Genomic DNA, 12,304 nt, shown 5'->3' with positions numbered 1-12,304 from the left:
TTATAGCTTACGTAGCTGAGTATCTAGTTGCTCAATGGGCTCAGTCCAGAGGGCATCAGCTTCTAGGCCTTCGATGATAAAGCTCTTTTGAGCTGGGGTCCAAAAGGGCGCTTGGCTTAGATGGATGTGATGGTCGATGTCATGGGTTGCAATAAATTGCGCTATGGCTTCATCGCTACTGTCTAAACCGAGTTGCTCGAATAAGTGGCTTAGGTCTACTGGAGTTGTATCCATCATTATTTCCTTTTCAGTATAGTGCCTTCGTTTAGAGTAAGCGCCTGATTGAAAAATGCAATCTATGATTAAAATTTGCACTTTTCCGTTTCCTTGGTAAATTAATTGTTACTCATAAAAAGTGTGAGCTAAGTCAAGGAATACTAATAATGGACAATGAAACCTTGGAAGACTGCCGTGCAGTCTATTTGACCGCGGAAGACTTACGCATTGCCGCCTCTATCCTCTACAACGCTTATCATGATGACCCTTTTTTTGTCGATTCACTTTTTACCTCAGATAAAGCCGCTTACGAGCAAAAACTGCGCGCCGCGATCCGCGAAGAACTCAATACGTTATGGCAACAAAAACAAGCACTCATAGGTTTGTTCGACCATGAAAGACTGGTTGGTTTAGCCTGTGTGGTAACGCAAGAAGTGCCTTTGGGAGAAGGGCGTTACTGGCATTGGCGCTTAAAGATGTTGTTAGGTACTGGCTGGCAATCGACCCAAGCGTTGATGAAAAAAGAGTCCAGTATTGTCGAACTCTTACCCAGTAAGCACTGCGGTATTTTGCAGTTTATCGCCCTTGCACCGAACGAGCAGCACAAAGGACTCGGACATAAGTTAGTGCAAGCGGTAGTGAGTTGGTGTGATGAACAGCCGGATTTGGATGGTATTGGCGTGTTTGCCGCCCAGGAGAGCCATCTGCAGTTATTTACCCAGCATGATTTTGTCTCTTTAGGCGAGCTCAATATCGGCAGTGTCCATGGTCAGTTATTATTCTATTCGGTTCAACAAGATGACTCACTCTTATAAACGGTTCGCCGATTTCTATCCTTTCTATTTATCCCAACATCAGCACCCGACTTGCCGGCAATTACACTTTATTGGCAGTTGTTTAGTCCTGCTGCTGATTGGCATTGCCTTGGTTTCACAAGCCTGGTGGCTATGTTGGTTTATTCCGGTCGTTGGCTACGGTTTTGCGTGGGTGGGACACTTAGTATTCGAGAAGAATCGACCCGCGACATTTCAGTATCCCTTTTACAGTTTGATGGCTGATTGGATAATGTTTGCTCAGATGATCAGCGGCTTTTTTAAGCGTTAAAAAAGCCGTCCGAGTGAGATGCCCATGCCCGTGTGAGAGATCGCTTACAAACGCTGTAGGACATAATGTTTTCTTTTTGATTGTTTTTTGTTCTCTTATGTTTAATTTTAAATAGAATCATTTGCTTATGTTTATTTAGTTTATGTTTGACCGTAATTTCTTTTGTAGTCCGTTCTTTGAGCCGAACAAAAAAGTCATGGTTAACGTAGAATTCACTCATGGCCAAAGCAAATGGATAGCAAGGAAAGCGAAACAGGCCAAAGGGACGCAAGAAGCAACGAATTAAGATTTCAAGGTTGAAATCGCTGACGGTAGGAAAACTGTCATTCGCCTAGGATAGGCTAAGGAAAAGCAGGATTGCTTTTCAAGGATGATTAGAGACAGTGAGTCGTATCGTCAGGATGATGAATTTCAGGAAGAATACAGGACACGCTTAAGGATTAAGCATGAACTCGAGACAGGATGTGTCGAGACAAGGATAAAGTATAAGGGTGAACAGCTTGTACTACTCTATGGAAGACAAATTTTTGCAGGATGCAATAGGAAAAAGTCATAGGAAGTGACAGGCTCTGTAAAATGGATTTACAGGTCAAAGGACTGAGTGTTATCTCACGCAAGTTTGATACACAGGGACGAAAAGGGATTACAGGGACGACGCAGGACGCAAGCAGACGCATGGATGGTGCAGGGAGCACAAATCGAGCAGGACGGCTTACAAAGGATAAATGGGGCGCACTTTAGTTGCGCCCTTTTCTTTGGTTCATTTTCAGTATTAATCTCGCTTTGCCAAGCTATAACGCTATTCACATTGACTTTGTAACTCTGCTTAAAGACTTCTCACCGCAAAGCATGTTTACCAGTCTTACTTCTCTTATTGCTTAATAATTTTTTTCTGGTCATGCGCCGAATGCTTGTCGAACTTTGAGCGATAGCGGTTTATGCATAAGTCCTTCAGGGGAGAACATCTAGCGCTTTGCTTACTTTTGATTCGAATTGCCATCCTCCGTGTAAGAGATCTCTCACAAGTATGTAAGTAATTTGTAAGTTAAAGGGGTGGTTATGTCTTGGTTTTGGTTATTATTTTTATTTATATCAGCCGGTTAGTCTATTTTTCATCAGTTAAGCTCACTATTTTCGTTAACATTTTAAATAATCCGCAATGAGTACTTTTGTTGGTTGGCGTAGAATTCATTTTGTAGAAGGAGTGACGGGCAACAGGATGTTGGCGATCAGGATGATCGAACAGTGACTAAGGAATGTGACTTAAGGAATAGGGATATAGGCCTTTCAGGATGAAAGATAGCCAATACCAAGGAAGGGAGACTATCAAGGATTGATAGACTCATTGCATAGGATAGCAATGGCACAGGGAGTGCAATTGAATGGATGCAATACCCGTTTCATGGATGATGATGGAACCGCTCAGGAAAGAGCAAGCTTGGGACTGGATGACCAAGATATAGGGAAGTACATGAGTACAGGGACCTCAAGGATTGAGCAGGGATGAAGCAGGACGCAGATTGACGCATGGATGGTGCAGGGAGCACAAAAATAGCGGGATAGCTTAACAGAGAATAGGAGGGCGTGGCTTTAGGGCCGCGCCCTTTCTTTTTTAACTTTTACAGTGAGTTATTTTTCAGCACCACAGAATAACTGATTATTCTCAATTCTGGCGAACAGCTTATTTGAGCCAACATTGTCGATAAAAGCTTAATGGCATTTGCCTGAGCTACAGCCGCTTTGCGTACCACAACCGCCAAATTTCCCCTGCGCTGTCGGCGCCTCTTGCCATTCGGGCTCTGGGAAGATAGGCCATTCTATTTTTTGAATTTTCTTACCTTGCATCCAAATATGGCCACTGTACTGGTTAATACCGTCGGTGCTGAATTCAAATAAATATTTCGCTTTCCAACAAATCCCCGTGGTGCCGCCAATACTTGGGCGGGCGGTTTCCATTGCTATGGCTAACAGTTGCACTTTTTGTCGCCAGCATTCTTTTTCGGCAAAAATACGGCTCAGCTCTGCCATTTGGCGTAACTGCCAAAAAAATGCGGCAATCACGACGAGGCCAATAATTAACAGTAAATCTGACATCATTTGCTTGCTGCCTTAAACAAACCACCTATGGCTTGTGATAGTTGAATGCTTCGATTGGGATTTCTTAACTCACCTAGTAGTTGATTGCGCAAACTAGGAATAGCCACAATATCAGCAAAGACCTGATTAAAAAAGGCTTGGGGCTGCAGTGCTAGGGCTTCTAAGTAAAGACTGCGACTTGAATCTTGTTTTAATACCGACCAGTTACGTCCGGCAATACTGATGAGGGCATTGGTATCTAAAGAGGCTTGGCCGTGTAGATGCTCAAACGCTTGTTGGCTGTGTTTGGCGCTAGAAGCCAAAGCCCGTAGGAAATAGGCTTGGTGCTCTGGGGCTGCATCTTGAAGTTTTGCGAGAATTTTATCGGCGAGTGTGTTGCTAATCAGTAAGTGTTCAAGACATTGACATAGGGCGATTTGCACTTCAATGGCGGCTGTATCAAAGCTCGATACTAAGTGCTGCTCATGATCAAATTCATTTGCGCGCGCACATACATCGGCTATGCCTTGCATCCCAATATGTTGCCATTGTGCTGGGGCTACTTGGCCTGACAGGTATTGCACGGCAAATTCGTATTGCGATGACGCGCGTTGGCCGAGTTGTTTACGAACAAGCGCGTTGAATACGGCGAGTTTTTCTTGGCTTGGCTTGAAGTTAAACGGATTATTCGCGAGTCGTTCTTGCTGCTCATCACTGAGTGGCTGAGTGGGATCTTGCCCTAATGCCGCTAATATCATTTCGATAAATTGTGAGCGCGGTGCAGGCGACAGTAATCCTTGCTCATCTAAGGCCAGTTTTAGAAACCAAATAAAGTGTTGCTGACTCGCATCCCAAAAGACGATAGCAAACTGCGCATGTCCTTGAATCGGGTAAGGATAAGGGGTAGACAGAGATTCTATTTGGTGAAACGCGAGCATATCAATATGTTGCACCTTACGGCCAAGATCATACACTTGGAACTGGGTTTTGGCTGTGGTTAAAAACTGGCTTAAAGTTGTAATTTCAGTCATTTGGCTGCCATATCAATCAAAGAGGCTCAATAAATTGGCGCCATTATAGGGGGAAGTGCGTCTGGATGGTATGATTGCGGCACTTTAATCGACCTATTCGGCCTGTGGATTGTGGCAAGTTCTTCAATCACAGTGGCTAACATGAGAATGGATCTGAAAGCTATGTTATACAGTCAAACCCAAGCTAAATTGGCTCAGATTGCCCAAGCGCTGCAAGCGGCCGAGTTGTGGTCTGAGCAGGCGCCTTCTGCCACAGCAATGGCAAGCACAGCGCCTTTTGCCTGTGATCTTATGCCCCTTGAGCAGTGGTTGCAGTTTATTTTACTGCCTAGAATGCAGACTTTAATCGAAACGGGTGCGCCATTGCCGACGCAAATTGCGATAGCCCCTATGGCTGAACATGTTTGGCTGGATATGCCCCCGCGCCAAGCTCTGATTGGTGTATTGAATGAATTGGATATGTTGTTAAATGAATCAAGATGATATCTGGCTTGAAACGCCTGAAAATGCACTGAATGCATCCCAAGAGGATGACTCAGAAGAGCAGGCGCCTGAGATTGAAATTCTTTATGAAGATGAGCACTTAGTGGCAATTCATAAACCTGCAGGCTTATTGGTCCACCGCAGTTATTTAGCGCGTCGGGAGCGATTTTTTGCCATGCAGTTGACCCGCGACTTAGTCGGCTGTCATGTGTTCCCCGTACATCGTCTCGACAGGCCGACATCTGGTGTGCTCTTGTTTGCCAAGAGTAGTGAAGTCGCCAATGCACTGTGTGAGCAATTTGCTTCCCATACGATTGAAAAACAATATTTGGCTTTAGTGCGCGGTAATATGCATGAGAGCGGTATTTTAGACTATGCGCTTAAGGTTGAGTTAGATGAGTTGGGCGATAAGAATGCCGATCCTAACAAAGCCGCGCAGGAAGCTGTGACGGCTTATGAGCCATTACTCAATACTGAGATTCCGTATCCGTCAGGCCGATATCCCACTAGCCGATTTGCACTGGTACGCTTGAGCCCTAAAACGGGGCGTAAACATCAGCTCAGAAGACATATGGCGCATCTACGTCATCCTATTGTCGGTGATACCACCCATGGTGATGGTAAGCAAAATGCGTTTTTCCGCGAGCATTTTGGCATTAATCGCCTGTGGCTTATCGCGAAAAAGCTCAGCTTCACCCATCCTGTGACTCAAGTTCGGCTCAGCATAGAAACCGAGCTTGAGCCTGAGTGGGAAACCGTGTTTGCCGAGCTAGGTTGGGACGAGGCGACCTTAAGTCAACAGGCTGAGTTGTTAATCGCCACGGATGAAATACCAGCTGGAAATGCGTAACTCATGAGCTTAACTCTGCCAAACTCAACTGAGACAATCTCGACATAATTGGCAGTCAGCCAAGTGAGTGGCATCAAAAGTCATTCGCTTGGCTTGGTTATTGACACTAAGCAATCGAATCAAAACTATCGAACCCATAACGGTCGAATCAACATTGTTCAATTAAAACGGTTCAATTAAAACTGTCCAATCAAAATGAGTCTGGCGGTAATTAGTCGAGGCGTTGCGGTGTTTGTGCGGTTTGTGGACGCAATTCTTGCATCATGACGGCTAAGGTTGAGAATCCAGAGGTAGGCGCGAGTGGCGATGTGAGATTTTGCTGGGCGGAGTGGAAATAATTTTTACGTCGAATATGGGTTGTTTTGTGGTGTTGCTTGAGGTGTTTTTGGCGGGTGGACTGTCGCATCAGATATTTCCTCATGCTCAATGACTTGATTTATAAAAATTTTGCGCCTTAGCTTGCCCATCCGCTGAACAATAAAGTAAGGTCAGCCTAATAAGGTTTGCAACGCAATGTGGAGTGTATCATGAAAAAGGTGAATCTGGTGTTTGGCACTGTCTATGGTAGTGCACAATTTGCCGCCGAAACCCTAGAGAAAGAAATGCAAGTTTTAGGTTATGATGTAACATTGTGGCAACCAAATGACGTAGCCAGCTTTATTCCTCCGCAGGATGAATTGTTAGTAGTGGTGACTTCTACGACGGGCCAAGGGGACTTACCCGAAGATATTCAGCCTTGGTATCATAATCTTAAAAATCTTGCGCCCTATTTACCCGCGCTTAACTACAGTGTGATCGCACTGGGTGATTCAAGTTATGAAACCTTCTGTGGCGCAGGTAGGGCTGTAGACGTGCTCTTGAGTGAGCTTGGCGCTAAACCACTTGTAGAATTATTAGAAATCGATGCCTGTGAAACCATGGAACCTGAGGTTGAAGCGATAAAATGGCTAGAACGCTGGAATCAAGTCGTCAAAACCGAGCTCGTCGCTTAGGCAGTTTCGTTACTCAGCAGTGGTTTAAATTTGCCCAGCGCTTAAGCCAAGCGCTGCTTATTCCTATTGCCATTTTACCCGCCGCTGGGGTCATGCTTGGCCTCACCGTTAGTCCTATTCCTTTTATGCCCGAAGAGCTGACAGTGTTGATGTTGGCGGTGGGCAAACTCATTTTCGCCATCATGCCGATGTTATTTGCCGTGGCGGTCGCTATTGGCTTTTGCCGCGATCAAGGCATTGCCGCCTTTACAGCTGTGTTTGGTTATGGGGTGATGACGGCGACATTAGCCGCACTGGCTGATTTGTACCGACTTCCAACCCAACCTCTATTGGGAATGGATACCTTAGATACGGGGATTGCGGGTGGCATGATGCTCGGCGGTATTACTTGTCTTGCGGTGCGCTGGAGTCAATATATACGTTTGCCTGCAATTTTCTCCTTCTTTGAGGGACGCCGCAGTGCATCTTTGCTGATTATTCCCTTAGCGATGGGCTTAGGATATGTGCTCGCCCATGTGTGGCCACCCTTAGCGCTATTGATTGAGCGGGTATCTGACTGGGCTGTTTATCAAAAACCGGCCATTGCTTTTGGCGTGTATGGCGCATTAGAGCGGTTACTTATTCCCCTTGGGTTGCACCATATTTGGAACGCGCCTTTTTACTTAGAAGTGGGCCAATATCAGTTATTAGGGCATGAAGTCGTCCGTGGTGAGGTGGCGCGTTATTTAGCGGGCGATCCGCAGGCGGGAAACCTTGCTGGTGGTTACCTGATTAAAATGTGGGGATTACCTGCGGCGGCGCTGGCAATGTGGCGCTGCGCCGATCCTTCTGAGCGTAATCGCGTGGCGGGCATTATGCTCTCGGCGGGGGCGGCTAGTTGGTTAACAGGGGTGACTGAACCTATCGAATTTGCCTTTATGTTTGTGGCGCCAATCCTATTTATCATTCACGCCTTACTCACTGGGCTCGCTTACTTTGTCTGTATCATGCTCGATATTCACCACAGCATAGTGTTCTCCCAAGGGCTGGTGGACTTTACGCTGTTATTTCCATTGTCCCGTAATGCCAGCTGGTTTGTTTTCCTCGGACCTTTGACCGCCATCATATATTACCTGTTGTTTAGGTTGAGTATTTTAGCCTTTAATTTGAAAACGCCCGGCAGGCTTGAGCATAACGACAGTAAAGGACCTAAAGAAAGTTTACGGGCGATTATCGCGGCGCTTGGTGGGCGTGACAATATTGTTGAGCTGAATGCCTGTTTGACTCGGTTACGCTTGAGCGTACATAAGCCAGAGTTAGTCAATAAGGTGCGTTTGAGTCAGTTGGGCGCTAAGGGCGTAATTGTGATGGGCAAAGGTGTGCAGGTGGTTTATGGCACTAAGGCCGAAACCTTGCGTAAGGTATTGCAGCGTTACTTAGATACTCGCCGCTAGGATTATATTTTTACAAAATTAACTGCTTAATTTTTACATTTTATTGATTCAAGCCTCTGAAATGTCATTTTTATTTTCGCATTATAGGATTTTCATGCTGTTCAGCACGATTTGCTATGGCAAACTCGATGTAGGGACAATATAGGAGATCCAACTTTGCAACAAATGACTGAAACTCGCGGTAATACTTCGCCATCCATAGAACGTAAAATCTTACTGACGGATTGCGCCGATGCCCAAGGCCTCATCGCCAAAATCACCAGTGTTTGTTTTACCCATAAACTGAATATCATCAAAAACAGTGAGTTTGTGGATAATGCCCAAGGGCGTTTCTTTATGCGAACTGAGTTAGAGGGCATTTTTAACAGCGAACAGTTATTGCAGGATCTGCGCGACGTGCTGCCTGCTAAGAATCACATGACCTTGGTCAGCGCTGGCAAGAAACGCATTGTGGTGTTAGTGACGAAAGAAGCGCACTGTTTAGGCGATCTGTTGATGAAAGCCTATTACGGTGGTTTAAGTGTCGAGATTGCCGCTGTGGTGGGCAACCATGATGCGCTGCGCGAACTGGCCGAAAAATTTAACATTCCCTTTCATCTGGTGAGTCACGAAGGCTTAGACCGAATTCAACACGAGCAAGCACTGTTGGCTGCGGTATCTCAATACGAACCCGATTATTTAGTCTTGGCTAAGTACATGCGGGTATTAACGCCTGATTTTGTGGCGCAATATCCTAATCGCATCATCAACATTCACCATTCTTTCTTACCTGCTTTTATTGGCGCAGCACCCTATCGTCAGGCTTGGGAGCGCGGGGTGAAAATTATCGGTGCGACGGCGCATTTTGTGAATAATTGCCTCGATGAAGGGCCGATCATCAAGCAGGACGTGATTCCCGTCGATCACAGTTATAGCGCCTTAGAAATGGCACGCGCTGGGCGCGATGTAGAAAAGAGTGTGCTGAGCAAAGCGCTGCAGTTAGTGCTTAACGAGCAAGTGGTCGTGTACGGCAATAAAACGATCGTCTTCTAAAGCGTAGGCAGTCGCGCTAAGGTAATGACAAGCGTAGCGATAACATGACATTCAGCTCAGCCTATTTTAATCAGCGTATGTCATGGGATCAGCTATCATTATGTTTATTGGAGATTTTATAGTGCTCACATTCGGGCGAATATCACGCTAAAGCGTGTCGCCCATGCTCTAATCAAAGACTGGAGTGCTGGATGTCAACTAGTCAAAGCCTTATCGTTGGAATGAAAGACTTGCCCGATAGTTTGAATTTGTCTTGGGCACAGCTTGATGAGCAATTTCGCGTGCTACGGATGAGCCAAGCCTTTTACCGGCGTTGTAAACGTTCGGCGGCGCAAATCATTAATCAACCCATCAGCCAATTGTTTAGTGCCTTTAATGCCGAGTTGTGCGCCGATATTGTAAGGCGACGTGGGCAAGAGCTTGGTTTTCAACTCCAAGATCATAGAGGCATACGTGTGCATCTTGCGCTGCATTCTTTGCCTGAGACGGGATGGTATTTGATTCTATCTGACATTAATTTTGAAGATCCGCAGATGAAGGAGCTGCATTCGGATTATCGTCGAGCGATTCAAGCGAGCGATGCTTGGCTGCAACATATTGAAGATGTGATTAAATCCTCCCAAGAAGAAGTATTCAAAGTCGCAGTCGCTAAGGCGATGTCGCTCACTGGTAGTCGCTATGGCTTTATTCTGTTGCATAACGAAAAATCAAAAACACTCACACTCGCGGCACGTTCCGACTATTCCAAAGCAGAGGCGGATCAAGCCGATTTCATCGAAGATAATACCCAAGTGTCAGAACTTGAAAGCCGCGTATGGCTCGAATGCGTACGAGATTATAAGCCGATCATCCAAAATCAAACCGACTCCCAAAGACGCTTAGGGGATTTGCCCTTAGATAAATTGTTACTTGCGGGGCGTTACTTGGCGGTGCCGATTTTGTTTCGCAGCCGCTTGGTCGGCATAGTGTGCGTGGTTGACCGTCACGAGCCCTATAGTCGTAATGATGCGAGATCATTACTGACTTTTGCCAGCATTTTATGGCACAGCATTGAACTGCCACGCACATTGCGAGCTGTTTCTCGCCAGTCCAAAATCATTAAATCGCAAAAAGAGCAGTTATCTCAGTCGTTAACCCAGCTTATTAGTGCCATTTCTGAGGCATTAGAACTAAAAGATGCCTATACCGCAGGGCATCAAAAGTCGGTGGCGCAATTAAGTTATTTGATTGGTGAGAAATTAGGCTTAGATCCCCAGCGCCTAGAAGGGCTTAAAATTGGTGCCTTAGTCCATGATATCGGCAAGTTGGCCATTCCATCGCAGATCTTGACCAAACCTTCGAAGCTTTCAAAAGAAGAATACGCATTAATACAGACCCATCCACTCCATGGCGCTGAAATTATTGAGGATGTGGAGTTTCCTTGGCCCATTAAAGAGATGATTTTACAGCATCATGAGCGGCTCGATGGCTCGGGCTATCCTGCGGGTTTAAAGGATAAAGCCATTCTCTATGAGGCGAAAATTATTGCCGTAGCCGATGTTGCCGATTCGATATTATCCCACAGGCCCTATCGTCCATCTTTGGGGCTGGAGAAAATGACCGAAGTGCTGCGTGCGGGTAAAGGGACTCTGTTTGATCCTGAGATAGTCGAAACCTGTTTAGCGATTTTGATTAATCGTGAGTTGAGTATTAGCGATCATATTGGTGCCGCGCCCCTTGAACCTCTCGTCACGATTTCCCTCGACCATGAATTAGCCGACGTTAAGCGTTTGCTTACTGCTGCTCGCGCTAAGGTGGCTGTGGTATTAGATGAGCAACATAAGATAATTGGCGTGATCACTCATCAATTGCTGGAGCATTGGTTTAGCCCATTACTTGGCACAGCGGCTGAGCGTGAGCAGGATAGGGCATCTTTACATAAAAAAGCCCATCAGATCATGCAGCATTCGGTGCCTACCATCAGTGAGGTGGCGACATCGGAAGATGCCTTATTGCAGTTGAATCTTTTGGATTCAGAATATCTTGTGGTGATAAACAAAGCACAGCAGCCATTGGGGATTATCGGCTGGCGGGCCATTGCCATGACAAGAAACGCTTTCCGCGAAGTTGAGAGATTGATTTAAGTGCTTTATGAAACACTTTATTTTTAATCCTGATAATAACAGCGCAACTGTAGGCTAAATTTTACCGACAATAAAAAAGATGCCCGAGGGCATCTTTTTACGTAACTCATGTTATCGAACGAATACTGTTAATCAACAATACGCAGTAATTCGTTGATACCCACTTTACCGCGGGTTTTTGCATCCACTTTCTTAACGATAATGGCGGCATATAGGCTGTACTTGCCACAGGCTGACGGCAGGTTGCCAGAAACCACGACTGACCCCGCTGGCACACGACCGTAATGCACTTCGCCAGTTTCGCGATCATAAATTCGAGTGCTTTGGCCGATATACACGCCCATAGAAATCACTGAGCCTTCTTCAACCACAACGCCTTCAACAATTTCAGAACGTGCACCGATAAAGCAGTTATCTTCGATGATGGTTGGGCCCGCTTGTAATGGCTCAAGTACGCCACCAATACCCACGCCGCCAGATAAATGCACGTTTTTACCGATTTGTGCACATGAGCCAACGGTCGCCCAAGTGTCAACCATAGTGCCTTCATCAACATAGGCGCCTAAGTTCACATAGGATGGCATCAACACGGTATTTTTACCGATGAATGAGCCTTTACGCACTGTAGCCGAAGGCACCACGCGAATGGCTTCCGCTTTAAAGCGAGCTTCATCATATTCGGCAAATTTTAACGGCACTTTGTCGAAGTATTTGGTTTCGGCGCCATCGATAACCACGTTATCGAAAATACGGAAGGACAGTAATACCGCCTTTTTCAGCCACTGGTGTACATGCCATTGTCCGTCGATTTTCTCGGCGACACGGACTTCACCTTTGTCGAGCATATTGATGACATTTTGCACATCGTCACGCACGCTGGCGTCAACTGTGCTTGGCGTGATGTCGGCGCGAGCTTCAAAAGCCGCCTCAATACGTTGGCGTAAAGCCTCCATTTACTTCTCCC

General features: G+C 46.0%; 13 protein-coding genes. 8 read left to right on the top strand and 5 right to left on the bottom strand.

The window, feature by feature from the left end:
- Entirely contained in the window at positions 1 to 234 is a 234-nt protein-coding gene (locus Q4Q54_RS02865) for a DUF2789 domain-containing protein (protein WP_012588139.1), read from the bottom strand.
- Positions 235 to 383: 149 nt separating this feature from the next.
- Between Q4Q54_RS02865 and Q4Q54_RS02860 the strand changes: the two genes are divergently transcribed.
- Positions 384 to 1,031 (top strand): GNAT family N-acetyltransferase, encoded by a 648-nt coding sequence (locus Q4Q54_RS02860; protein ID WP_259482144.1) that lies wholly within the window; start codon positions 384 to 386, stop codon positions 1,029 to 1,031.
- Complete coding sequence (locus Q4Q54_RS02855; protein WP_311987651.1) at positions 1,015 to 1,320, top strand: DUF962 domain-containing protein; 306 nt, start codon at positions 1,015 to 1,017, stop codon at positions 1,318 to 1,320. Before Q4Q54_RS02860 ends, Q4Q54_RS02855 begins: the two co-directional genes overlap by 17 nt.
- Positions 1,321 to 3,030: 1,710 nt before the next feature.
- On the opposite strand, the gene Q4Q54_RS02850 is transcribed toward Q4Q54_RS02855, so the two are convergent.
- Positions 3,031 to 3,417, bottom strand: coding sequence for a DUF3301 domain-containing protein (locus tag Q4Q54_RS02850; RefSeq protein WP_006080967.1), 387 nt, complete (start codon positions 3,415 to 3,417; stop codon positions 3,031 to 3,033).
- Positions 3,414 to 4,427 carry a DUF3549 family protein gene (locus Q4Q54_RS02845; protein WP_311987650.1) on the bottom strand — a complete coding sequence of 338 codons (1,014 nt, stop codon included), beginning with the start codon at positions 4,425 to 4,427 and terminating at the stop codon, positions 3,414 to 3,416. The genes Q4Q54_RS02850 and Q4Q54_RS02845 overlap by 4 nt, the downstream gene beginning before the upstream one ends.
- Before the next feature lie 162 nt (positions 4,428 to 4,589).
- On the opposite strand from Q4Q54_RS02845, the gene Q4Q54_RS02840 reads away from it, so the two are divergent.
- Positions 4,590 to 4,910, top strand: coding sequence for a YqcC family protein (locus tag Q4Q54_RS02840; protein WP_259569057.1), 321 nt, complete (start codon positions 4,590 to 4,592; stop codon positions 4,908 to 4,910).
- Positions 4,897 to 5,760, top strand: coding sequence for a tRNA pseudouridine(65) synthase TruC (gene truC, locus Q4Q54_RS02835; RefSeq protein WP_259215446.1), 864 nt, complete (start codon positions 4,897 to 4,899; stop codon positions 5,758 to 5,760). Before Q4Q54_RS02840 ends, truC begins: the two co-directional genes overlap by 14 nt.
- Positions 5,761 to 5,971: 211 nt before the next feature.
- Here truC and Q4Q54_RS02830 read toward each other — a convergent pair whose 3' ends face one another.
- Entirely contained in the window at positions 5,972 to 6,166 is a 195-nt protein-coding gene (locus Q4Q54_RS02830) for a hypothetical protein (RefSeq protein WP_006080971.1), read from the bottom strand.
- 121 nt (positions 6,167 to 6,287) lie between these two features.
- Between Q4Q54_RS02830 and Q4Q54_RS02825 the strand changes: the two genes are divergently transcribed.
- From Q4Q54_RS02825 to Q4Q54_RS02810, 4 genes are all read left to right on the top strand, one after another.
- Complete coding sequence (locus tag Q4Q54_RS02825; RefSeq protein ID WP_011846344.1) at positions 6,288 to 6,752, top strand: flavodoxin; 465 nt, start codon at positions 6,288 to 6,290, stop codon at positions 6,750 to 6,752.
- Positions 6,704 to 8,185, top strand: a complete 1,482-nt coding sequence (locus tag Q4Q54_RS02820; RefSeq protein ID WP_311987648.1) for a PTS transporter subunit EIIC — start codon at positions 6,704 to 6,706, stop codon at positions 8,183 to 8,185. Before Q4Q54_RS02825 ends, Q4Q54_RS02820 begins: the two co-directional genes overlap by 49 nt.
- Before the next feature lie 165 nt (positions 8,186 to 8,350).
- Positions 8,351 to 9,217 (top strand): formyltetrahydrofolate deformylase, encoded by an 867-nt coding sequence (purU, locus tag Q4Q54_RS02815; protein ID WP_012088721.1) that lies wholly within the window; start codon positions 8,351 to 8,353, stop codon positions 9,215 to 9,217.
- Between the two features lie 191 nt (positions 9,218 to 9,408).
- Entirely contained in the window at positions 9,409 to 11,340 is a 1,932-nt protein-coding gene (locus tag Q4Q54_RS02810) for an HD domain-containing phosphohydrolase (RefSeq protein WP_311987646.1), read from the top strand.
- Between the two features lie 128 nt (positions 11,341 to 11,468).
- Here Q4Q54_RS02810 and dapD read toward each other — a convergent pair whose 3' ends face one another.
- Positions 11,469 to 12,293, bottom strand: a complete 825-nt coding sequence (gene dapD / locus Q4Q54_RS02805; RefSeq protein ID WP_006080976.1) for a 2,3,4,5-tetrahydropyridine-2,6-dicarboxylate N-succinyltransferase — start codon at positions 12,291 to 12,293, stop codon at positions 11,469 to 11,471.
- Positions 12,294 to 12,304 lie beyond the last annotated feature (11 nt).

It is taken from the genome of Shewanella sp. SP2S2-4 (genome assembly GCF_031932025.1).
Lineage (GTDB): Bacteria > Pseudomonadota > Gammaproteobacteria > Enterobacterales > Shewanellaceae > Shewanella > Shewanella baltica.
Note: the sequence above shows the minus strand (reverse complement) of the source record. Positions and strands in the feature narration are given on the sequence as shown.